This is a genomic window from Cuspidothrix issatschenkoi CHARLIE-1 (genome assembly GCF_002934005.1).
In the GTDB taxonomy this organism is placed as follows: Bacteria; Cyanobacteriota; Cyanobacteriia; order Cyanobacteriales; family Nostocaceae; genus Cuspidothrix; species Cuspidothrix issatschenkoi.
Window position 1 is genome coordinate 16,460 of sequence record NZ_PGEM01000059.1, and the last position, 25,048, is coordinate 41,507.

Genomic DNA, 25,048 nt, shown 5'->3' on the forward strand with positions numbered 1-25,048 from the left:
TATGTTATCAACAGATAATGAACCAATTATTGTAGTTTGTGCATCTGATGATAATTATGCCATGCCACTTGCTGTCACAGTTCGTTCTGCTCTTGTAAATCTTAAGAGTCAACGTAAAATTCTCTTATTTATCATAGACGGTGGTATTAAAAACCACAATAAACAGAAGATTTTACAATCAATAAGTATAGACAATTGTGAAATTAAATTCATACCAAAACCTGATTCTTGGCTTGACCTGATGGAGTTTGATAACCTTGAAAAAAAACACTGGTTATCTGTATCTGGTGCTGCATTCTATAGATTAATGATTGCCGAGCTTCTACCCAAACAATTTGACAAAGCAATTTATCTAGATTGTGATTTAGTAGTTAGAGGAAATTTAGAGGAATTATGGGCAAATGATTTGGCAGATAACTATATACTAGCAGTCCAAACTCTGACAATACCATATGTATCATCTCCTTGGGGGTTACTAAATTATAAAGAGCTAGGAATTTCTCCAGATGCTAAATATTTCAATTCAGGTGTTTTAGTTATCAATCTCAAAAAATGGCGAGATAACAAAATGACAATTAAAGCCATAGATTATCTTAATAACAACCAAGAATATATACGACTACATGATCAGGATGTTTTAAATGCCTTGTTTGCAAATCAATGGGGAGAACTTGATCTGAGATGGAATTTTTCGCCTTATATAACCGATATCTATCCATCGTGGGCAGATAGTTCATTTTCAGAAGAAGTTTACAATCTTCTAATTAGCGAACCGTATATTATTCATTATATAAGAGAGAAAAAACCTTGGACATCTCGCCATACTCCACTTAAAGATTATTTCTTTCATTATTTGGATATGACAGCATGGTCTGGTTGGAGGCTGACTATTTGGAGAAGGTTAAAGCTGAAATTGATACATAAATTTGAAAATCTCATGTCCAAAATTACTAACCAAGGTGATATTTTTCCCTTTTTTAAGTAATTTATTTCATGTTATATCAATTGTCGGTAATCTACATTTTGTTTAAAAATTTAGTAGCCAAGGAAGCAATTTTATGAAATTAACAAACAATGAACCAATTATCCTAGTTTGTGCAACTGATGATAATTATGCTATGCCACTTGCTGTCACAGTTCTTCTGGAGACAATGCTGGTTGAAGTTGATTCATGAATTCCAAAAGCTATATCCATATTTTAGATATTTCTCTTCATCTGAGATTAAACACCCATGAATAATTTTCTTTCCAGACTTTTATATATTACAAAAGGAAATCACAACTCGCTTATAGCGATGTTTTTTCTCTTCATCCTTGTTTCTAGCTTAGAAGTTGTTGGAACAGGAATGATTGCTCCATTCATTACAATCGCTATCACCCCAGATTCGATTAAAAATATTTACTGGTTGGATTTAATTTATCACCAGATGAACTTTAACTCTCAACAGCAATTTTTGATTTTTTTAGGATTCCTGCTTGTTATTGCTTTTTATATGAAAGCATTTTTAGCTTTTAATGCTCAAAAAGCAGTGTTTAACTTTAGCTCTGGCTTAAAAAGAAACCTGTCTTGCAAACTATTGACAGCTTATATGCACGCTCCTTATACCTATCATTTGCAGATTAATTCAGCAAGACTTATTCAGAACCTCACTGACACAACAGATGTAGTTTGTAGTAGTATAGTGTCTACATTTCTGACATTGATCTCTAATACTGTAATTGTTCTAGCATTAACGATACTTTTAATCAAAACTAATGCTATTGCTTTAATTCTTATTGCTCTGTTACTACTCATTTCTTTTATGTTGTTACATCCAATGAAAGATCGTTTATCTCGTTGGAGCAAAGAGAAATTTTATTCTTATGGCGAGATGATTCGCATTACAAATCATGGACTAGGAGGATTGAAAGAAACTCGTATAATTGGTTGCGAATCCTATTTTGAAAATCAGATGGAGAAGCAGTCAAAAATTTATACCTTAGCTAATACTTTAGCTTCAGCCTATGGCAATCTTCCTCGGTTTGTGCTTGAACCATTAATTCTGACCTTCTTGATTGGTTTTACAGTTTTATTTATCACCTTAAATCGAAATGAAATGCAAAATCTTACCGGAATTTTAGGGATTTTTGCACTTGCATTAGTTCGTCTGATGCCGGCAATTGCAAATTTAATTACTGGTATTAATACAATTAGAAGTAACACTTATTCTCTTGATTGGCTATTCTTTGATCTTAAAAAGTTGGAAACAGAAAAGCTAATAACCGACTTTGATTCTCACAGCTTATTGCCAAGCAACAACCAACAAAAATTTCAGTTTTCTGATAAAATTACTTTAGAGAAACTCACATTTCAATATCCAAACACTACAAGAAATGTTCTAGAAAATGTTTCCCTATCTATTCGTAAGGGAGAATCTATTGGACTAATTGGTAAATCAGGCTCTGGTAAAACCACTTTGGTTGATGTTCTGTTGGGTCTTTTTATCCCTCAATTTGGAGATATCAAAGTTGATGGGGTTTCAGTTTATAGCGATTTACGCGCCTGGCAGAATATGCTTGGCTATGTTCCCCAATCTATATTTTTGATTGACGATACCCTTGAACGGAATATTGCATTTGGGGTATCTGATCATTTAATTGACCAAAATAGATTAAAGAAAGCGATTGAAATGGCTCAACTCAGCGAAGTAGTAGAACAACTTCCACAAGGGATAAAAACTATTATTGGTGAACGGGGAGTTCTCTTATCGGGAGGACAACGCCAAAGAGTTGGGATTGCGCGGGTGCTTTATCACGAAAGAGAAATACTGGTTTTTGATGAAGCAACTGCTGCTTTAGATACTGAAACAGAACATCTAATTACTGAAGCGACAAAAACTTTAGCCGGTAGTAAGACGATCATTATTATTGCTCATCGCCTTTCAACAATTGAGCATTGCAATAGTATTTACCAACTTGAGCAGGGTCGAATTCTTAAATCAGGCAGTTACCAGGAAGTGATTCCAGGAATATAAGGAATGATGTCATTTTTCATGTAAGTCAAAAATTGTTACACTGCTATTACTTGCTCCTGAACAGGCTTCACTTTTTAATCATGCGTTCAACTACCGATTACCTATATGTTTCTAGGGAGTAGCTAATCAAAACGTTAGAGATTTGCTCATGACAATAGCATAAAAATTGTAAATATTTTGCATAATCGTTACATATCCGTTTTCATTAGAAAAGTCCATGAAATCATCCATATCTGTATGTATTCCAACATATCAAAGACCTAAGTTTCTCCAAGAAGCTTTGTATTCAGTATTTGAACAAACTCTCCAACCAATCGAGATCGTCATAGGTGACGACTCTTATGATAACACAACTGAAAACCTAGTTTTAGATATTAAGAAGGAATGTAAAATTCCTATTTCTTATACTAGACATTCTCCTTCTCTAGGTCAAGCAGGAAATATCAACTTTATATATGAGATAGCAAAAGGAGATAAAATAGTTCTTATGAAGAAATAGGAAATGCAGTAGATTTTGATTTTGGTTTACGGCTTGGCTTTGAATACTCGAATTTCTTTTTCTTAGACCAATATACTGCTAAGTATCGAATTACTAAGGATTCAATTTCTAAAAATACTAATTCAACTGCACAATCTTTCCATATAATTCTCAATACGGATTTTCCAGATGATCTATCTTGGGCTAAAGACTATGAGCTTAAGAAAGAAGCATCTACTGCAATCATACAGTTAATTAATTTTGGTAAAAAGAAGCAAGCTCTAGATATTTATTTGAGTCAATATTATCCATTATCTAAAAGATTTAGTTTAGGGGGAATTCATCGCTTAATGAAATTATTTTTACCGCCAGCAATTGCTAAATTGATTTAGCAAACTATTAGCAAATTAATAATATGCAGCATCAACTATTTGTTAGCATTCTCATCAACAACTACAATTACGATCGCTTTCTGCCAGAAGCAATCAATAGTGCCATTAACCAAACCTATCCTTATACTGAAATTATTGTTGTTGATGATGGTTCAACTGATAATTCCCGTGATATTATTGCTGGATATGGCGATCGCATAATTCCTATTTTCCAACCCAATGGCAAACAAGCTGCGGCTTTTAATAGCGGTTTTGCCAAAAGTCAGGGTGATATTATTATTTTTCTAGATGCAGATGATTATTTATTTCCTCATGCCGTTGCACAAATCGTTTCTGTTTGGAAACCAGAACTTTCTAAAGTCCACTATCGTTTAACAGTTGTTGATAAGATTGGCAAATCTCTTGGCTACTCTTGTCCCCAAGGATCTGCCCCTCTTTCTACTGGAGATGTGTCGAAAGTCCTCCTAGATAAGGGTGGATATGTTAGCACTCCAACTAGTGGTAATGCCCTAAATCGGCAGGTTCTGGAAAAGCTTTTTCCCATTCCTGATGAATATAAACTCACCGCAGATGACTATTTATCTTTTCAAGTTCCTTTTTATGGTGATGTAGCAGCAATAGAAGAACCATTAGGTGCTTACAGAATTCATGATACAAATCAGTGGGCATTGGCAACTGTCACCGCTGCTCGATTTCAACGCTTTGTGCGCCATGACTTACAAAACTTTGCCCTCTTAACTCAGAAAGCCAAAGCATTAGGCTATGAAGTTCCTGCTGATTTAGAACAACGCTCACTCGGACGTTTATGGTCGCGGATTATTTCTTTACGCCTAGATCCTCAAAAGCATCCAGTTCCGAGCGATCGCCCACTTCATTTAATTTACTACGGAATTCGCTGCCTCTGGAAATACTCAGACTTTAACTGGCAAAAGCGAATTTTCTACACCCTCTGGTTTATCTGGGTGGGATTGATGCCATTACCTCTAGCTGAACCTGCTATGACATGGTTGTTTGCGCCTCAATATCGTCCTAAGTTAGTTGATTGGACTGTGACTAAAATTCGGGTGCTAATTGCCTAAAAAACTGTAAGAATTCAGGGAACAGGGAACAGGGAAACAACTTAGTTCAATAAACTCCTAATTTGTTTCTTGAGTTTCTATTTTCTATTTTGGAGATGTTTAATGTTAAAACTTAATCTTGGTTGTGGTTTTCATACTCCGAGTGGTTGGTTAAATGTAGACTATGCAATAGGAGCTTGGTTGGCAAAAACTCCAGGTTTTTCTACTATCAATAAAAAATTCAAATTTATTAACTTTAATTGGTCAAATGATATTTTTTTATGTGATCTAACAAAAAAACTTCCTTGGGACGATGATTCAGTCGATATAATTTATAGTTCTCATAGTCTGGAGCATTTATCTAAAATTGAAGGAAGATACTTATTAAGAGAATGCCACAGGTTATTAAAGACCAATGGGATTATTCGGATCGTTGTACCAGACTTGAAAGTAATCATTAACAGGTATACTGAGGGAAAAATAGCAGCCGACGAGGTGCTTGATCAACTTTATGTCAGCTACAATTCTCCCACGGATAGGGTCTTAAAGCGGATAATAGCACCATTTATTCAATTCCCTCACAAGTGTATGTATGATACTCCAACTTTACTACGGATCATGTCTGAGATTGGATTTGAGGTTATTAGTAAACAGGCTTTTGAAAGCGAAATTAAGGATGTAGAAGTGATTGAACAGTCTGAGCGAACGGCTGAATCTATCATTGTTGAAGGAAAAAAAATATCTGCATACGTCTGTAAGCAAGCGAATTTTGTGCCGTTAGACTCTCTGGCAACCGAGACTTGATAGTTGTATAGAAGATAAAAGCTATAATGACCAATTCTTCATCCATACGCATACTTTTTGTCAGTCACACCTATGTTGTGGGTGTTAACCAGGGTAAATTGAATGCGATAGCTTCGCTCGCCGGAGGCATCGCACAGCAAGAAAATATTGAAGTCGGGCTTTTAGCTCCAAGTAACTGGAAAGCCTTAGAATGGGATCGTCTCATCCCATTAGAACGCCCTTATCCTCATCTCCATATCTATTCTGCTCCTGTCATGTTTTCGGGGCGGGTGGGAGCGCATTTATATCCTCCTTGGGTACTTTGGCAAGTCTTACAAAATTTTCAACCCGATATTATCCAAGTCGAGGAAGAAGTATTTTCAATTTGCGCTTTTGAGGTTGCTATTTTAGCCCGCATCACCAACAAACCGATTGTCATATTTGGATGGGAAAATCAATTACGCCAATTGCCATTAGCTCGTTGGCAGATATGCCAATTTGTTCTCAATACTGCCAGTGCGATTATCTCCGGCAATCAAGACGGAGCCGATGTCATGCGAAAATGGAATTATCGCGGTTTATTAGAAGTGATGCCGCAAATGGGAGTCGATCCAGAGTTTTTTGCCCCATCTATAAAATCAGATACAGCCAATACATCTGCTTTTAAAATCGGCTTTCTCGGTCGTTTAGCTCACAGCAAGGGAATTGACCTAATTTTTAGGGCAGTTGCTCAACTATCCAATAACAGCATCAATACTCAGATTATTCTCTGCGGTTCTGGTTCTGAAGAAGCAGCACTGCGAAAACTAGCAGAAAATCTGCAAATTAGCGATCGCATCGTTTGGAGAGGGGCAGTTACCCATCATCAAGTTCCCACAGAACTGAGCCAATTTGATGTATTAGTATTACCTTCTCGCTCAACTCCAACTTGGAAAGAACAGTTCGGTCATGTTCTCATAGAAGCTATGTCTATGGGAATTCCTGTCATCGGCTCAAATTCAGGTGAGATTCCTAATGTCATTGGCCGTTCTGATTTGGTATTCCCAGAAGAAGATCACAGTGCATTGGCTGATATCCTCGCAAGACTAATCAACGACGCTGGATGGAGACAAGAAATAGCACACTATGGCATTGCGCGAGTAAACCAACTTTATACCCATGAACAAATTGCTTATAGATTAATCTCTTTATGGCAAACTATTCTCCTTCAATGATGGTTTACTGAATGGAAAGGGCAATTTGCTTACGTCTTCATCGAAGCGATGGCGATGGGAGTTTCCGTAGTTGGTTAACACTACAGTGGAGAAATTCCCTTTACCTCAGAATCCTAAACAGGTTGCAACAAATTAAACAGATGAAGGTAGGAAAAGGTTAATGCGAGTGATCATTGTTCGGCGAGTACCTGGTTCTACACACAGTCTTGAGGTTTATGCAGATAATCTAGTTGCTGCTTTGAAAGCCGTTCGACCGGACTGGAGAATCACCGAAGTAGCACCTCAGCCTTGGAACAGCAAAGACAAGTTGTGGATGTCTGGTATTGGACTACGGAAGTATTATGAGTGTTTTTGGAGACATCCCCGTGCTGTTAGCCAACAAAATGCCGATATTTTTCATGTTATTGACCAAAGTGATGCCCATATCGCTTATTGGCTTAATCGTATTGCTAAATCTGTAGTTGTCACCTGTCACGATTTAGTTCATTTTGTGTATCCAGAAACTCTTGATGATGCGTCACGCTTTCCTGCTTTGAGCATGGCAAGTTGGCGTTATTCCGTTCAAGGAATGGAGAAAGCTAATCATGTAATTGCTGTTTCTTCTAATACAGCCCATGATGTGGCTCAGATGTTGAAGATCAGTCCAAAAAAAATAACTGTGATACCAAATGGCGTGGAGTCGATCTATCGTGTACTTCCACCAGAAACAGTAGAACTTTTGCAACAGCAATATAAACCTTCAGTAGAAACTATTTGTTTACTCCATGTAGGAGGAACACTTCAACGCAAAAATATATTGACAGTTCTCAACGTAGTAGAACGCTTACGAGCCAGGGGATTATCAGTTTGCCTATGGAAAACAGGTGGTCAGTTTACCCGGGAACATAAAGCTTTTATTCATGAGCATCAGCTTGAGCCACATATCACTCACTTTGGTAATCCTGATCAAAAAACATTAGTACATCTTTACAATGCCGCTGATGTTTTACTTTCACCCTCTCTGTATGAAGGATTTGGACTGACTATTTTAGAGGCAATGGCATCTGGAACACCAGTGATTACTTCAAATGTTTCTTCTCTGCCAGAAGTTGTCGGTGGGGCGGCGATCACAGTCAATCCGATGGATGTTGAAGCAATGGTAGAAGCAGCCCAGCGAATTAAGCAAGATCCTCTCTATCGTCAGCATTTAGTAGACCAAGGGCTATTAAGAGCAAGGTGTTTTAGCTGGGAAAAAACAGCCAAGCAGGTTGCCGAAATTTATGAAAATATTGCACACCAAAACTAACCAAAGAAGTTATATGCGGTTTTCACTGGTTATGGCTACGATCAACAGAGATGAAGAAATTAGCCGTTTTTTAGCAAAGCTAGACGCTCAAACCCATCAAGATTTTGAATTGATCGTTGTTGATCAAAACTCAGATGATCGTTTACGTATGGTTTTAGAACCCTATCAAAATCGCTTTACGATTCGTCATTTGCGTTCTTCTGTTACCGGTGCATCGCGATCGCGAAATTTAGGTCTAAGACAAGCAAAAGGGGATATTATCGGCTTTCCAGATGATGACTGCTGGTATCCTGAAGATTTGTTGGCACAAGTAAACAGTTATTTTAAGAATAATTCTGAATGGGATGTAGTGTCAGGTTCTTCTGCCGGAGAAAGTTATTGGGATCGACACCCAGGGACGGTAAATCAATTTAATGTTTGGAAGCGAGGAATCGAATATTCCGTATTTTTTCGCCGTGACCTAGTTCTAAAAATTGGTGAATTAGATGAATCTTTGGGACTAGGATCAGGTAGTCCATGCTGGGCTGGGGAAATCACAGATTATATGTTGCGTGCGCTGAATATTGGTTGTCATATTTACTATGATCCCAATCTGGTCATACATCATCCTGGTCCAATTCATACTAATCAAATCAGATGTAATCAAGCCCTATCATTATGCCATAGGTAAAGGCAGAGTTTTACGTAAATCAAATGCCCCACTTTGGTTTTTTGCCTATCAATGTATCAAACCTCTAACAAAATCATTATTGGGATTGATTCAGCAACGTCCAGAGCAACAACAACTTTGTTGGGCAGTTTTTCAGGGAATTGTACAAGGATGGAAGGCAGAGGTCTAACTTCATGAAAATTTACCTTTATCTAAAACACTTTCCACCTCATGATCATAGTTTAAATGATGGCACCAGCAAGGCTGTTCATGGGCTTGCTGCTGGCTTGACAGCTTGTGGTGCTGATGTAACAGTCCTTTGTGAAGGTATACAGAAAGATAATGTATGTCAAGCGCAAATGGGATATCAGATTGCATCATTTGCAAGTGAGAGTACCAAACCATCCTTCAAAGTTTCCTCCAGTTTGCAACAGTACATTTCCCTCAATTCCCAACAAAGTCTTTTTATTCTCAATGGCATTTTTCATCGCAGTGTTTATATCTTATCGCGATTTCTAAAACGACACTCTTTACCCTATGTAGTCGCACCTCATGATCCTTACCATCCGACAATTTTTCATAAAAATGCCTACATAAAGTGGGTATATTGGTATCTTTTAGAGCGTCCCATGTTGAACCAAGCTTGTGCAGTACAGCTTTTAGATAAACGTCATGGTGAATGGCTGCATCGGCTTAATATCAAAACACCCATTATTGAAGTGCCTAACGGTTTTTCGCTAGCTGACGTTCATCCAGAATCTACCCTGAGTTGGAATGCGGATGATGTGCCTAAGTTTTTGTTTTTGGGGCGTTTAGATGCCTATAACAAAGGACTTGACATATTGCTAAATGCTTTTGCCCAACTTAGCGAAGTTCCAGAATGGAAACTAACAATTCAAGGACCAGACTGGGGCGATCGCGCAAGCCTTAAACAGCAAGTACGGCAACTCGGTTTATCTCAGCAGATTACCTTTCTTGAACCTGATTATAATCTTTCTCCATCAGCCATTATTGCTACCTATGATGTTTTCTGCATTGTATCCCGCTTTGAAGGATTCAGTTTATCTGCAATGGAAGCAATGTTGGCAGGTCGAGTTTTGGTGGTTTCAGATATTGCCGGGATAGCACCGTATGTTCAGGCAAGTGACTGTGGTGTTGTCGTCAAGTCAGAACCACAAGCAATCAAATCAGGAATTTTATCATTACTTGCTCGTCGTTCCGAATGGAAAGAAATGGGATTGAGAGGAAGACAGTACATTTTAGAAAATTTGCACTGGCAAAAGATTGCTGCAAGAGCAATGGAGGAATATCTTTACTTACAAAAATGAAGCGGAATATTAGTAGAGAATTAATGAAAGAAGAGTTGGCTAATGAAGTAGTTTTCCCGGATCTCTCACCAAAATCCTCAAACCCTTATAAAATCTGGATTATGGGTTTTCACACTGCATCAAAAATAAACCTCGTGAAAAATGCCCGAAACCGTTTCTCCATAAGAATTATATAGGGTTTGCGATTGCATTGTTTGTGAGAAATGTGGGTTTTGAACGAGTAGATTAGATATATCCCTCTTCTGTCACTTTCCGGATTTTCCTACTAGTAAAAAATCTCAAAGAGACGTAATATCAATTGTTTGATGTGTCTGTACCCACAATTTCGTCATCTGTTCGTCTTGTGGAAATTATATTCCGAAATAACTGAGTGATCGCTTTCCACACAACTGTTCCAGAATTTAGAAGTGGCAAGTGTTTTCGGAGACTGACAGAAGAGGCATATTTTCAAATAGGTAAATTTTCTATTGCGGAAGAGTAATACAAAATGTTAATTTATCTATTGAATCCACATCTAAAAATTTTTGATTTGTACAGGAACAAGTTTATTGGAGAAAAACAGATGATCATAGGAAGAAAAATTTTGGAAATACTTCAAGATGAGCGTCCAATACGCCGCTTAATGGCAGGTTTCATTGGCAGATCTGGGCTTGCGAGGCTATTTAGAATTAGGTTTCAGGTTCAGGACTATGAAATTTTTTTTAATCCAACTGGACTTAGTAGTCTTTATTGGTACAAACCAACTGTTGGAAGTAAAGATTATGAGTTTATTTCCAGTTTCTTAAAAGAGGGTGACACATATATAGATATAGGAGCAAATATTGGAACTATTTTGATACCAGCAGCTAAATATATTGGAAAAAGTGGTAAGGCAATAGCATTTGAGCCTCATCCTAAGACATATTCATATCTTCGAGAAAATGTAGATTTAAATAATTTGGGTGACGTGACAATTAACAATTGTGCTGTGGGAAATAGCGATGGATATATTTACTTTACCAATAATGATATATAGATGATGTATTTGCATTTAACGACAACTAAGAAACCGAATAAAAAGGGATTCATTGATAACACCAACTTAATTATCTTTGCTTTTTCTGTAGCTTTTTACTCCCGAATTTTTTGTGCAATTACTCGCGCTCCTTCAATTTTTAACCTTGCTCACTTCGCAGTTGTTCCCTTTGTTTTAGGAGTTGTATTATTCACGAGTCGGGCAAAAGATCGCAAACAAATTGCAATTGCCTATTCTTTTCTCTTCGGACTATTCATTTTTTTAGTCACAGTATTGGCTAGTGCTTTATGGAATAACACGGGGTTGATTAATGCCGTCATCTCTTTCATGATGCTTGCAGAACCCTTCATATTCTTGCTGTCCATAGTCTGTATTCCCATGTCTACGGAATCTATTACCCGCATCAAGAAGTGGCTGATGTGGTCTGTTTTGATTAACTTTTTCCTCGCTGCCGTCCAGAAACCCCTAATTGATGCCGGCAAACTCTATGCTAAGGGACTCAATGGAACGGACGGATGTGGCGGAGTTTTTTTCCCTACAGGGGCGGGGAATTATGTATCAGCTTCAGTATCAGTTGCCTTTGCTTTATATTTCTTAACTAATGAAAAAACTTTTCCATTATGGATGAGAATCGGGGCAGTTATCGCTGCTTTTTGGCAGATTCTTTTTTCTGATTCCAAACAACTTTTACTTGCTTATTTAGTTGCCTGGGTTCTTCTAGTCTTGGTAAATTCAAAGGATTTTGGTAAAACGATCAAACTTCTGAGTGCGATCGCTCTCTTTGGATTTGCATTTCTTTGGTGTGTGCAAAACTTAGAAGCATTTGCTGGATTTACATCTTGGGCTCGACCGGAACTTTATGGGGCTGATGGTTATGCTTGGTATACTAAATTCTACTCAGTGCGTTCTATTTTATCTCATTATCAATCATCTCTGGATTGGTTATTTGGTCTTGGTCCAGGACACACTGTCAGCCGTCTAGGAGTATGGTTTCTTAAAGATTATTGGTCTATACTCGGACCACTAGGCGCTACCACTAATCCAATTGGTCAGGAAGCAATGGAATTTTGTGTTAGTTCTTGGCTTTGTTCAGGTTCTAGTCTTTTCACGCCCATTTTTGGCTGGGCTGGAATATGGGGAGATTTAGGACTTTTAGGTGTAGGAGCATACCTATTTCTATGTCATTTAGCTTGGCAACATTTTGGTTTAGATGATTCTTTGAAAGTTACCTTACTCGCTGTTCTTGTCTTTGGTTTTATTTTTACTCAAATGGAAGAACCTGGTTTCATGCTCTCTATTGCCTTAATTATAGGACTAGCATGGCAAGAACGACGGCTGAAGAAACAGAAACAGCATAGGAGCAGGAAAAACGAATTTCCCAATTATCAATTACCTATTACCAATTCCCTATGAAGATTTTAATATCTGCTTACTCCTGTGAACCAGGTATGGGTTCTGAGCCTGGTGTGGGTTGGAATATTGCCCGCGAAGCCGCTAAATATCATGAAGTTTGGGTACTCACCCGACCTGATGAGAGTCAGGATATCATCAATGCAGAATTGGCACGCCATCCCATTCCTAATCTTCACTTTGTTTATTTCACCCTTCCCTTTTGGCAGGATAGTAGACGCTGGGGACAGTCTGGGGGAATGCAGCTTCACTATTACCTCTGGCAAATTCAAGCCTATTTTGTCGCCCGTGAATTACATCAAAAAATTGGCTTTGACTTGAGCCATCATGTTACTTTTGTCAAGTATTCCAGTCCTTGCTTCCTGTCACTGCTACCTATTCCCCTCGTTTGGGGTCCTGTAGGCGGTGGAGAATCAGCACCAGCCAGCTTTTGGCAGGATTTTAACTTAAATGGCAAAATTTATGAAATTGCCCGCAGTGGCGCTCGCTGGGTAGGAGAGCAAGACCCCTTTGTGCGTCTGACTGCGAAAAGAAGTGCTGTAGTCCGAGCTACAACTAAGGATACAGCCCAACGACTCTATCAAATGGGTGTGAATCATGTCCAGATTTTACCAGAATCAGGATTATCCACCGCAGATATAGAACATCTTCATCAATATCAAAATTCTCCTTATCCCATTGTCAGATTTATCAGCATGGGTAGACTGCTACACTGGAAAGGTTTTCATTTAGGATTGCGTGCCTTTGCTCAAGCGAATTTACCAAATACAGAATACTGGATAGTGGGAGATGGACCCCAATGGTATCACCTGCAAACTTTGGCATCAGATTTAGGAATTGCGGAAAAAGTTAAATTTTGGGGCAGATTACCCCGTGAAAAGGCTTTAGATTTATTAAAAGATTGTCATATTCTGGTTCATCCCAGCTTACATGATTCTGGGGGCTGGGTTTGTATGGAAGCAATGGCAGCAGGTCGTCCTGTGATTTGTTTAGATTTAGGTGGCCCGGCAGTTCAAGTTACTGAGGAAACTGGCTTTAAGATTCCTGCTGATGAACCATATCAAGCTGTACGTGATTTAGCGGCCGCAATGATTCATTTAGTTCAAAATCCCCAACTTATCGTTACTATGGGTCAGGCTGGCCGGAAATTAGTCAATGAAAACTATAGTTGGCAAGTTGTGGGAGAACGTTTGCACAAACTTTATTTAGAGGTTGCCAGCAAGAAAGTATTAGAAACTGACGTTATATCTCAAGTTTTTTGAAACTACTTTTAACTAATTAATTTTTCCCAATTTCATAATATGCACATATTAATTTCTGCTTTACACAGACCAACAAAACCAACGGGTGTTTGCCGACACGCTGCAAATTTGGCTCAATGTTTAGCTGACACTCCAGAGGTTAGCAAGGTGACTTTAATTGTGGGAGTATGGCAACAAGATTACTTTCAACTATTTTTTCATTCGCCAAAAATTCAATTAATTACTGTAGATATTAAAAATAATTCTTTCACAAGAAATATCTGGTTTTTATTCGGTTTACCAAAGTTGGTAAAGCAGTTTAATCCTGATATAGTTCATTTATCTTTTCCGTTTCCTTTTCTCCGTCCACTTTTTCCCTGTCCTGTTGTTTCGACAATTCACGACTTGTATCCTTACGAAAAACCAGAGGTGTTTGGATATCCAAATGTGATTTTTAATCGGTTGTTTTTAAAACAATCTATAGAACATAGTGATGCTCTTACCTGTGTTTCTCAATCTACATTAAGTAGTCTTAAATCATATTTTCCTCAAGTTCAATCACTCAAACCCATTACCGTTATTTATAATTACGTGGATTTTAGTGATATTATTGCTGAAGTACCTACTAATTTAGATATTAGTGATCAGGATTATTTTTCATTATGTGTTGCTCAACATCGTAAAAACAAAAATCTAGATTTGTTAATTCGAGCATTTTATTTATTAAAGAAGAATGAGTATTTAAAAGATAATACTAAATTAATTATTGTTGGTAGTACGGGACCAGAAACAGAGAATTTATTGCAGCTAATTCATAATTTATCTCTTCAAGAACAAGTGCTGCTAATTCATACAATTAAGGATCATGAATTATGTTGGTTATATCAAAAATGCCAAGTTTTTATTGCTGCTTCCTCTGAGGAAGGTTTTTGTCTACCTTTAGCAGAAGCTTTATATTTTTCTTCTCCTGTAGTGTGTGCTGATATTCCTATCTTTAGAGAAATTGGTAATTCTAACTGTTGTTATTTTGATCTTCAAGGTGATGCTGTACAAAATCTATCACAAGCTATTATTTCTACTTTAGAAAAGCCTTTAAATCCTACTAATAATGATTTGCGGTTTTCTAAATTGGATATAGCAGGTCAATATCTAAAGTTTTACTCTACATTAGACACAGGATTTCAGGATTTACAGGATGTAGGAAAAGCAAAAAACTGAGGTTTTACCCACATTCCGCAGATAAAATCCAATTCTGAATAATTATCACGAAAGATTCAGGGTTGTACAAACTTTACTCCAAAAATATTCTCAATAAATGAGATAAATTCCTAATAAACATTTTATAGTTCCTTTGAACTAAAATCCTGAAAACCCTTACCAAACAATGTTTTTGGAGATAATTATTTTTTTATTCTCCGCTTATGCGGAATGTGAGGTTTTACACAATTAATAAGTTTAAATAATTTAAACTTAAAATTTTAATAAGTTTTTCTTCAAAAAATTTTTATTTTAGGGGTTGCGTCCGGGGCAAACGTGGTATGATAGTCATATTAATATAATTGGATATAGGCAAAATTTTTATAGAGGCACATATTCCCATAATGAAAATATCACTTCTAGCGGAAAAAGTCAATGGGACTGAACCCCAAAAAACGAAATTTTTTTTCAAAATTTAATTTTTTTTAATTTTCTGATGTCCTAAGAAATTGAAGAAATTAAATCGTGGATATTATCTCGACTATGGCTACGCCACGCAGGCTATCGCTCGATAAACACCTGATTCTCACAAAAAAATTATAACACAAATAAACATCTTGTAAATCAGATCCCCGACTTCTTCAAAAAGTCGGGGATCTTGAAGTTATTTGAAGTTATTGTTTCACCTTTTGCCTGGGAAACCAATCATCTAAAATTGCGTAGAAGACTGGTACAACAAACAAACTGAGAATAGTCGAACTAACCAAACCACCGGCAATAGATACAGCCATAGGCGATCGCAATTCTGAACCCGCACCCAAACCCAAAGCAATGGGAACCATCCCCAAAATAGTCGCTGCTGTAGTCATCATAATGGGACGCAAACGTACAGGACCAGCCTTCAGAATGGCATCAGTTCTTTCCATTCCAGAATCCCGTAATTGGTTAATGTAATCTACAATTAAAATCGCATTTTTATTAGTAATTCCTAACAAAAATACAAACCCAATTAGAGATATCATCCCAAAATCACTCTTCGTAAATAGCAGCGCCAACAACGCCCCCACAATTGCTAAAGGCAAAGAAAGACCAATAACTATGGGGTCTACCCAACTTTTAAACAGCCAAATCAACACCACAATAATACACAGTGCCGATAATCCCAAAGTTGTGCCAAAACTGCCAAAAACCTCATTTTGACGGGCAGAATCGCCCCCTAAATTCAAAGAAACACCCGCAGGAATTACCGCTTTAGCTTCAGCTATCACCTTATCAGTTGCATCGCCTAAAGTTAAATTTTCACCCAGGTTAGCACCAATATAAGCTACTCGCTGATTATTCAAACGTTCAATTTGCAAAATTGTATCTTGTTGATGAGATTCACCTGTAATAGTCACATCAGCAAAACCAGATATTTTCTCAATTCTTGCTTTCACCGCTTTAGCGGCTGTAGTCAAAGCCTTGAGGTCATTACCCTGTAAAGCGATTTGTAGAGGTTTTTGTCCACCCGTGTCAACAAACTGAATATCCTCTACACTGGTAGTTACACCCGCCAGTTTTGGCAAAGCCGCCCGGAGTTGGTCTTGTACCTGTGCTGTTTTCAGTTCTCGCTCCTCCTTGAGCTTAACGTACAGTGTACCCTTATTTGGCTCACCTTCACGAGAACCTACAGTTGTAAACACCGTACCCACTGCGGGGAACTTTCTCACCACTTCTTCCAGTTTCTTGGCAACATCCAAAGAATTGTTTAAAGGACTAGGAATGGGAATAGAAGATGATGAAACAGCCAAAGCCGCAGCAGACAAAGAGGAATTTCCTAATTTATCTTGTTGTCCCGTTTGTTCTACCTGTCCTCCTGGTTGTCCTAGTTCTCCTGGCCTTCCTTGTCCAAGACCCGCAGGAAGACTAGGTAAAGGGGCAGTATAGACAATATTAAATTCTCCTCGGTCGAGTTTGGGAATAAACCCTTTGGGAATGAGGGGAATCAGGGCAATACCAGCAATAAAACTACCCACAGCTAAAGTCACAACTATCATGCGGTGCTGCAAAGACCAGGCTAACAAATTTCTGTAAGCTTGGTCAAATTCTAGCCAAATTTTACTTTGTTTCTGAGGAGAATTGGATGGTTTAGCTTTGAGCCAATAAATAGCTAACACAGGTGATAAAGTCCGCGCCACTAACAAAGATGTCAGCATGGCAGCAGAAACAGTGATCCCAAAGGGTTTGAAAAACTGACCAATGACTCCGCCCATTAAACCGATAGGCAGAAATACCGCTACTGCCGTAAAAGTGGCGGCGGTGACAGTTAAACCAATTTCATTAGTAGCTATCAAAGCGGCTTCGCGGGGAGTTTTGCCTTCTTCAATATGCCGCATGATGTTTTCTACATCAACTATGGCATCATCAACGATTGAACCAATGACTAAAGCTAAAGCTAACAGGGTAATGGTTTCTAAGTTAAAGCCATATATCGCCATGACGATAAATGTCCCTAACAAAGATATGGGAATAGCTAAAGCCGAAATCAGGGTAGCTTGCCAATTCCATAGAAAGGGAAAGATGACAACTACCGACAGGATAATTGCTTCTATGAGTGCATCTATGGTTGAATGGGTGGCATTACGAATATATTCGGACTGGGTAGCAGCTAAGGTGAGGGTGACATCTTTTAAGCCAGACCTTAGCTGTTGTACTTCTTTTTCCACCCGACTCACCACTTCTAAGGTATTAGCATCACCTTTTTTAATCACCTGAAATGCTAAAGCCTCTTTACCATTAAACCTAACTAAAGTCCCGGCTGGAGGTAGTCCATTAGTTGTTGTTGGTGGTGGTGCATTATTACCATCCCCTAGCAGGGAGACTTTCAGCACTCCTGGTAATTTAGCTATGGTGGGAACTATTTTATCTTTGGCTAGTTGCCGTAAATTATCAATATTCCTAGTAGAACTTTCAATGGCATAGCTAACAGCCGCAGATTCGTTCAGATTCAATGGGATGATTTTTTTATTGGCATTTTTGGGTAAATTTAACTGATTGACTATTTGTGTAACTTTGCTAGTTGCAGTTTCTAAATTTGTCCCGACAACAAAGGAGGACACTACAGCAGTTTGACCAGGATAAGTTGATGAACGAATATCCTCCAGTCCTGCCACTGATTTTAGACTTTCCTCTATTATTTTCGTCAGTTTTTCTTCTGTTTCTAGGGCAGATGTTAAGGGCGCTTGGGCATTTACCACCACTACCGGAAAGGTAATATCGGGAAATAAAGCATACTTGAGGGAACTGAAGGCCAGAACACCAGCAACCGTTACACCTATCCAAAAACACACCGTTAACCAAGAAAACTTAATCGCCAATTTGGAAATATTAAAGCTTTCGCGTGCAGATTCTGAGTTATGATTCTGTACCATCTGAGAAAATTATCTTAGTCATTGGTCTTTAGTTATCGGTCTTTTGATCACTGACAACTGACAGGTTAGTATAGAACTTCTAGAGTCAAAATGGTTGTATAGGTTTAGCAGTATCAATCTCTATCCTTAATTTATCTTTTATAAAGACGCTTATAAGTATATTATCCACTATATAGCTATTTAATTCAAATAATGTAAAATTAAACGTAGATAAATGCAAATAAACGCGGATAATTTTCCATTTCTTTAGACTAGGAAATGCTATTTTTCATATTCCAGCTTGAGTTAATATTTCACTGAAATCAACAACTAAATCTAAATTTTCTGCCCATTCTGTTAAATAACCATAATCTAAATTATCTGCTTGTAACTTAATTATACCCAAAACATCACGCCATTGTTTTTCTGATTTACTTCCCTTTCCCCAATGCAGTTTTTGTAAAATAATATCTTCTGCTGAAGCTATCCAAAACGAAGGTATTTCGTCTAAATTAACTAATATTCTGCGCTGCATTTGTGATATAGCAAAAGGTGAATTATTAGTAATATATATATCAGCATTAGCAATAGTTTCTGTATGGGTAATATTCAACATATTTCCCAAACCTCGTTGCAAATCTTCTACCGCACCTGCTGGACAATAATATCCAGATGCTTCTAAAGTTTTCACCAGTAAATCTATTTGATTTGGTTTGACTTCTATCACCAAATCTAAATCACGAGTAGAACGTGGTTCTCCATGAATAGAACTAGCAACACCACCACTTACATAGTAATCAATATTAATTGATTCAAAAAGTTGATGTAGTTCTCCTGCTAAAGAAATTGAATCTTGAATCCACATATTTTCATTAATACCTTTTGGTTGGAAATCAGCAGTAAATTTTTCTCCTAATACAGCATGGATAAATATATCGCGAATTTCTTGTATAGTTGAATTTCGATGTCGAGATTTAATTCCTACAAGACATAGTTTTTTTACTCCTCGTTCATGGGAAATAAATCTTTCTATGCGTTGCTTTAATGATAGTTGTCGCCATTTTTGAAAGAAATCAATATCAGATTCTATGTTTGTATCTCGACTTTGGGGTTGATAACTAGGTTTGGGAATTGTTGGGAAAAAAAAGTTTGATTTTTCTAGCATAGTTTAAATACCGAGGATGCAACAGAATTCTTGACAAGAATCATAACTATAAATTACAGCTATTTTCAGTAAATAAACCACATTTTAATTTAGGTTTAGCGTCAATGGTGTAGGGGCGAAGCATTCGGATCATAGTCTGTGGTAAAAACCGATAATTAATTGTCCGAATGCTTCGCCCCTACTGTGGTCTAAATACATGAAAACTTCTGTACATTAGAATCAATCAAAGAATATAACCATGATTATTCAATCAAGAGATTAATATAGAAACATTATCTCACTTTGTCTGAAAAATATTCTGCACCATCTTCTTCTCCACTCTATCAGCAGCATGATCCAACTCTATCACCTCACCATCACTCAAAAACCAACCCAAAGCCCCAATATTCTCTTGTGCTTGTCCCAGATTTTTAGCCCCAGGAATGGGAATTGTGCCTTTACTAATACACCAATTAATAGCCACTTGAGACATAGTTTTATTTCTGGTATTTGCTATTTCCTGCAAACAACCTAAAAGGAGCTTCATTCCTGGTAATAACTGCTTACATAAAAATCCCCGAACACCTTGAGGAAAACTGCCATTTTCCGAAAACTTCCCGGTTAATAAACCCAAACCTAAAGGACTATAAGCAATTAATTTAATTCCCAAATCATCACAAACATCCTTTAAACCTAATTCCGTCACCGGATAGGTAGATAAAAGTGAATATTGCACCTGCAAAGTTTTAATAGGTATACCTCTTTCCTGAAATCTTTTATGCACCCATAAAAGTCTTTTAGTTCCATAATTAGATAATCCCACACCCTTCACCAAACCCTGTTCATACAAATCACCTAAACCATCTAATAAACCTACCTCTTGCCAAGGTGCATAATTAGCTGTAGACCAGTGCATTTGCACTAAATCAACATTGCGTCCTAATCTTTTTGCAGAGGCATGACAAGCTGATATAATTGAGTTTCTTGTCCATCTCCAAGGATAAGCAGCTAACTTAGTGGCAATACAAATATTCTCGTGATTTATTCCCTGATATGCTTGGGCAAATTTTCCTAAAAGTAACTCACTTCGTCCCTTTAACTTACCAGTACCGTAGGAATCACCCGTATCAAATAGTGTGATACTATTGCTCACACAGAGATTAAAAACCTCCTGTAACTGGTTATCCATACTTTCATTGTATCCCCAGAGCAGTTGATTTCCCCAAGCCCAAGTTCCGCAACCCATGAGAGGCAGATTTAATAAATTGTTAGTTAGCATAATTAAGAAAAACTTGCCAATTGTTATAAACTAATTATTTGGGAATAATACCAATTATCCGTAAAGCTAAACCGAATAATTATCATTTTTATTTATCTGCGTTTAACTTTCATTTTAAAAATATCACAAGTATCAAAGTAAAAACTAAATGCCCATTATCATTTGTCCGGGAATTCATGCCCCAGAATTAACTAAAAGCTTCATCCAAGGGTGCTTAAATCAATCTGGTGAAAACCCCGTAGATATACTGGTTTATCCTGAACAGGGTTATTTAACTTTATCAACATTGCATATTTTACATTTTTTGTGCGATTCCTTGGGAGTGCCTAGCGATCGCCTCGGTAATAAGCTAAAATCGCCTGTTATATTCTTATGCTTTAGTGCTGGTGTTATTGGAGGTATAGGTGCAGCCACCGCATGGCAACTTTTGGGAGGTCATGTTCAAGCCTTTATTGCTATTGATGGTTGGGGAGTCCCTCTAGGGGGCAATTTCCCCATACATCGTTTAAGTCATGATCATTACACCCATTGGAGTTCAGCTTACCTCGGTATGGGAGAAAACAACTTTTACGCCGAGCCAGCAGTTGACCATTTATCAATGTGGCAGTCCCCCCAATCTGTCCAAGGACAGTGGACAAATCCTTCCGTTGGCTTCTCTCCACCTAAAAAATACCTCAGTGCATCCGAATTTCTCAATTTCCTATTAGAACGTTATAACAAGAAATAGTGATTATTTATTCCCCATTCCCAAGTATCTGATGCTTCCTCCTGAACCTACTGCTATTAATAATGGTTTTGCCGCACTGATCAAAAACCGGGGTTTTATGCTCCTGTGGATTGGTCAACTAATTTCTCAATTAGCTGATAAGGTATTCTTTGTGTTAATGATTGCCTTACTCAAACTCTACCTACCTAGCAATGAGATAGACGGTGACGCACGCTTCTATTTATATATGGCCTTTACCCTGCCAGCAATGCTGTTTGGTTCTGCCGGTGGTGTTATCGTTGACCGTGTGCCAAAAAAACTGATTATGGTAGGTTCAGATCTGGTGCGGGGATTATTCATGATTTTAATTCCCTTCCTGCCACGACAATTTGGGATCCTTTTATTCTTTACCTTTGGTATCTCCACCGTTACCCAGTTTTTTGCCCCAGCGGAACAAGCGTCAATTCCGTTGTTGGTGAGAAAGGAAGGTTTAATGGCTGCTAATGCCCTATTTAGCAGCACTATGATGGCAGCATTAATTATTGGTAATGCAGTGGCTACTCCGATGTTAAACTGGTTTGAAACCTTTAATAAAGGCTTTGGCAAAGAATTGGTCGTCGGCTGCTTGTACCTAATTTCTGCCATGATTATGATGCCAATTCAGTTTCGAGAACATAGACACATTGAAAAAACCGCACCCGCAATTAATCCCTGGGCGGAATTTGTGCTAGGACTGCGCTATCTCAAACAAAATCGGCTGGTGTGGAATGCTATGCTACAAATTGTCACCTTATACTGCGTATTTGCCGCCCTGATAGAATTAGCCATTGGTATGGCGGCAAGATTACATTTAGCACCAGAAGAGTTTAGCTCTTTCGTAGCGGCCGCTGGGGTAGGTATGGTGATAGGTGCGGCTATTCTTGGACATTCTGGACATCGTCTTCATCATAAGCCCTTGCCTTTAATCGGATTTTTGATTATGGCATTTTCTTTGGGTTTATTCATTTTCATTGATAACCAACCTCTAGCATTAGGACTGTGCATTTTCTTGGGCGTAGGTGCAGCTTTTGTTAATGTGCCAATGCAAACTTTAATTCAGCAACAAACACCATCAGAAATGCACGGTAAAGTCTTTGGCTTTCAAAATCATGCCATTAATATTGCCCTGACCGCACCTTTGTTAATTACCACCAAGTTAGTTAATGCCTTTGGTTTGTCCGCAGTTTTATTGGGAATGAGTATAGCTGTCGCAGCTATTGGTATGTGGACTTGGCAAAATACTCGCCGGGTCTTGCAAGATGTAATCTAAAAATTGTAGAATCAAAATCCATTTTTAATGTTTATCAATCAAGCTTTCTCTGCAATTGTGATAATTTTTAACTTAAAATGAGATTTTAAATACAAAATCTAGGCGTTAATTTTAGCTATACTTTGAGGTTAACCGTGGTTTCGTCTTCTCAAATCAGTCTCCCACAATCTGAAAATCACAAACAGTCTGCTATCTCTAATTCCTCAGTTCCCACACCCCAACGGGCATCTGGCGGTTTTGCCTTGATAGATAGTCTCATCCGTCATGGCGTTGAACATATTTTTGGTTATCCCGGTGGCGCAATTCTGCCGATTTATGATGACCTCTATAAAATAGAAGCCTGTGGTACAATTCAGCATATCTTAGTTAGACACGAACAAGGTGCATCCCATGCCGCCGACGGTTACGCCCGTGCTACTGGTAAAGTAGGGGTATGTTTTGGTACTTCCGGTCCTGGAGCAACCAATTTAGTTACAGGCATTGCTACAGCTTACATGGATTCCATTCCCATGATTGTCGTTACGGGACAAGTACCACGAGCGGCAATTGGTACAGATGCCTTTCAAGAAACAGATATTTACGGGATTACTTTACCCATTGTTAAGCATTCCTATGTCGTCCGTGATGCCAAAGATATGGCGCGGATTGTCGCTGAAGCTTTTCATATTGCCAGCACTGGTAGACCTGGGCCTGTTTTAATTGATGTTCCCAAGGATGTGGCTTTAGAAGAGTTTGATTATGTGCCTGTCGCGGCAGGTTCTATTAAGTTACCGGGTTATCGTCCCACGGTGAAGGGAAATCCTCGCCAAATTAATGCAGCAATCCAATTAATTCGAGAAAGTCGCCGCCCCTTGTTGTATGTTGGGGGAGGAGCGATCGCTGCTAATGCCCACGAAGAAGTCAAACAACTGGCAGAATTATTTAATCTCCCCGTCACTACCACCTTAATGGGTATCGGTGCATTTGACGAACATCATCCCCTGTCTTTGGGAATGTTGGGAATGCACGGTACTGCTTACGCCAACTTTGCTGTTACAGATTGCGATTTATTAATTTGCGTCGGCGCAAGATTTGATGACCGCGTGACAGGTAAATTAGATGAATTTGCCTCTTTAGCTAAAGTCATTCACATTGATATTGACCCCGCAGAAGTCGGTAAAAACCGCGTTCCCGAAGTTCCCATTGTTGGTGATGTTAAGAACGTCTTAAAAGACTTATTACGCCGATGTCAAGACGCAAATACTAAAGCTACACCCAACCAAAACCAAGAATGGTTAAACTTAATTAACAGTTGGAAACAAGATTATCCTTTAATTGTTCCCCATCACGCTGACAGCATTTCTCCCCAAGAGGTAATTGTCGAGGTTGGCACTCAAGCGCCCCAGGCATTCTACACCACAGATGTCGGTCAACATCAAATGTGGGCTGCTCAATTCCTCAAAAATGGACCAAGACGCTGGATTTCTAGCGCTGGTTTAGGAACAATGGGTTTTGGTGTCCCCGCGGCTATGGGTGTAAAGGTAGCATTCCCGGACGAAGAAGTAGTCTGTATTAGCGGTGATGCCAGTTTCCAAATGTGTTTGCAGGAGTTGGGAACACTCGCACAATACGGGATTAATGTCAAGACCTTGATCTTAAATAACGGTTGGCAGGGAATGGTGCGTCAGTGGCAAGAAGCCTTCTATGGCCAGCGTTATTCATCTTCTAACATGGAAGTAGGAATGCCTGATATTGAGCTTTTAGCACAGGCTTATGGCATTAAGGGGATGGTAATTACCAAGCGGGAAGAGTTGGCAGATAAAATTGCCGAAATGCTGGCACACAATGGACCGGTAATTGTCAATGTCCATGTTACCAGAGATGAAAACTGTTATCCCATGGTAGCCCCTGGGAAGAATAACTCGCAAATGGTTGGTTTACCTAAGTCAACATCAAGAACCGCAGTTGAATCAATTTCTTGCAGCAATTGTGGAACTCAAAACCAAGCTAATCATAATTTTTGTTCTGAGTGTGGAACAAAGTTATAGTTAGATTTTGTAAGGGTTTAGCGTTATGCTTTACCCTTATACAAAATGGTAATTTATAATTTCAAGCAACATCAATTAATTGTTCTAGAGATAATAAATATTTAGGCTCTACTAGAGTGGTTATGGTAAA

The 25,048-nt window shown here is 38.3% G+C and carries 19 protein-coding genes; 16 read left to right on the forward strand and 3 right to left on the reverse strand.

Annotated elements, in window-relative coordinates; all coding sequences use genetic code 11:
• Position 1: 1 nt before the first annotated feature.
• From CUN59_RS09000 to CUN59_RS09065, 13 genes are all read left to right on the forward strand, one after another.
• Entirely contained in the window at positions 2–985 is a 984-nt protein-coding gene (locus CUN59_RS09000) for a glycosyltransferase family 8 protein (RefSeq protein WP_104387530.1), read from the forward strand.
• A gap of 247 nt (positions 986–1,232) precedes the next feature.
• Entirely contained in the window at positions 1,233–3,014 is a 1,782-nt protein-coding gene (locus tag CUN59_RS09005; RefSeq protein ID WP_104387531.1) for an ABC transporter ATP-binding protein, read from the forward strand.
• Between the two features lie 217 nt (positions 3,015–3,231).
• Positions 3,232–3,513 carry a glycosyltransferase family 2 protein gene (locus tag CUN59_RS09010; RefSeq protein ID WP_104387532.1) on the forward strand — a complete coding sequence of 94 codons (282 nt, stop codon included), beginning with the start codon at positions 3,232–3,234 and terminating at the stop codon, positions 3,511–3,513.
• A gap of 394 nt (positions 3,514–3,907) precedes the next feature.
• A complete protein-coding gene (locus tag CUN59_RS09015) occupies positions 3,908–4,963 on the forward strand; it encodes a glycosyltransferase (protein WP_104387533.1) in 1,056 nt (351 codons plus the stop codon).
• Positions 4,964–5,065: 102 nt separating this feature from the next.
• Positions 5,066–5,746: a class I SAM-dependent methyltransferase gene (locus CUN59_RS09020; protein WP_104387534.1), complete on the forward strand. Its 681-nt coding sequence runs from the start codon at positions 5,066–5,068 to the stop codon at positions 5,744–5,746.
• Positions 5,747–5,772: 26 nt separating this feature from the next.
• Entirely contained in the window at positions 5,773–6,939 is a 1,167-nt protein-coding gene (locus CUN59_RS09025; RefSeq protein WP_104387535.1) for a glycosyltransferase, read from the forward strand.
• A gap of 160 nt (positions 6,940–7,099) precedes the next feature.
• Complete coding sequence (locus CUN59_RS09030; protein WP_104387536.1) at positions 7,100–8,224, forward strand: glycosyltransferase family 4 protein; 1,125 nt, start codon at positions 7,100–7,102, stop codon at positions 8,222–8,224.
• Positions 8,225–8,255: 31 nt separating this feature from the next.
• On the forward strand, positions 8,256–8,894 hold the full coding sequence (locus CUN59_RS09035; protein ID WP_165790176.1) for a glycosyltransferase family 2 protein: 639 nt from the start codon (positions 8,256–8,258) through the stop codon (positions 8,892–8,894).
• Positions 8,895–9,067: 173 nt separating this feature from the next.
• Positions 9,068–10,201: a glycosyltransferase gene (locus CUN59_RS09040; RefSeq protein WP_104387538.1), complete on the forward strand. Its 1,134-nt coding sequence runs from the start codon at positions 9,068–9,070 to the stop codon at positions 10,199–10,201.
• Between the two features lie 562 nt (positions 10,202–10,763).
• Positions 10,764–11,216, forward strand: coding sequence for an FkbM family methyltransferase (locus CUN59_RS09050; RefSeq protein WP_165790177.1), 453 nt, complete (start codon positions 10,764–10,766; stop codon positions 11,214–11,216).
• Positions 11,217–12,629 (forward strand): hypothetical protein, encoded by a 1,413-nt coding sequence (locus CUN59_RS09055; protein WP_104387541.1) that lies wholly within the window; start codon positions 11,217–11,219, stop codon positions 12,627–12,629.
• The gene (locus tag CUN59_RS09060; RefSeq protein WP_104387542.1) at positions 12,626–13,888 is read left to right on the forward strand and encodes a glycosyltransferase family 4 protein; all 1,263 of its coding nucleotides are present in this window, start codon (positions 12,626–12,628) and stop codon (positions 13,886–13,888) included. The genes CUN59_RS09055 and CUN59_RS09060 overlap by 4 nt, the downstream gene beginning before the upstream one ends.
• Positions 13,889–13,927: 39 nt before the next feature.
• Positions 13,928–15,085, forward strand: coding sequence for a glycosyltransferase family 4 protein (locus tag CUN59_RS09065; protein WP_104387543.1), 1,158 nt, complete (start codon positions 13,928–13,930; stop codon positions 15,083–15,085).
• A 653-nt stretch (positions 15,086–15,738) separates the two neighbouring features.
• Here the strand turns inward: CUN59_RS09065 and CUN59_RS09070 are convergent.
• The 3 genes from CUN59_RS09070 to CUN59_RS09080 all read right to left on the reverse strand — a co-directional run bounded on the left by CUN59_RS09070 (position 15,739) and on the right by CUN59_RS09080 (position 20,876).
• The gene (locus tag CUN59_RS09070) at positions 15,739–18,474 is read right to left on the reverse strand and encodes an efflux RND transporter permease subunit (RefSeq protein ID WP_104387544.1); all 2,736 of its coding nucleotides are present in this window, start codon (positions 18,472–18,474) and stop codon (positions 15,739–15,741) included.
• A gap of 268 nt (positions 18,475–18,742) precedes the next feature.
• The gene (locus tag CUN59_RS09075; protein ID WP_104387545.1) at positions 18,743–19,618 is read right to left on the reverse strand and encodes a hypothetical protein; all 876 of its coding nucleotides are present in this window, start codon (positions 19,616–19,618) and stop codon (positions 18,743–18,745) included.
• A 277-nt stretch (positions 19,619–19,895) separates the two neighbouring features.
• Positions 19,896–20,876 carry an aldo/keto reductase gene (locus tag CUN59_RS09080; protein WP_104387546.1) on the reverse strand — a complete coding sequence of 327 codons (981 nt, stop codon included), beginning with the start codon at positions 20,874–20,876 and terminating at the stop codon, positions 19,896–19,898.
• 148 nt (positions 20,877–21,024) lie between these two features.
• On the opposite strand from CUN59_RS09080, the gene CUN59_RS09085 reads away from it, so the two are divergent.
• From CUN59_RS09085 to ilvB, 3 genes are all read left to right on the forward strand, one after another.
• On the forward strand, positions 21,025–21,603 hold the full coding sequence (locus CUN59_RS09085; protein ID WP_104387547.1) for a hypothetical protein: 579 nt from the start codon (positions 21,025–21,027) through the stop codon (positions 21,601–21,603).
• Positions 21,604–21,634: 31 nt separating this feature from the next.
• The gene (locus tag CUN59_RS09090; protein ID WP_104387548.1) at positions 21,635–22,891 is read left to right on the forward strand and encodes an MFS transporter; all 1,257 of its coding nucleotides are present in this window, start codon (positions 21,635–21,637) and stop codon (positions 22,889–22,891) included.
• 134 nt (positions 22,892–23,025) lie between these two features.
• The gene (ilvB, locus tag CUN59_RS09095) at positions 23,026–24,918 is read left to right on the forward strand and encodes a biosynthetic-type acetolactate synthase large subunit (protein ID WP_104387549.1); all 1,893 of its coding nucleotides are present in this window, start codon (positions 23,026–23,028) and stop codon (positions 24,916–24,918) included.
• The last annotated feature ends 130 nt before the right edge of the window (positions 24,919–25,048 follow it).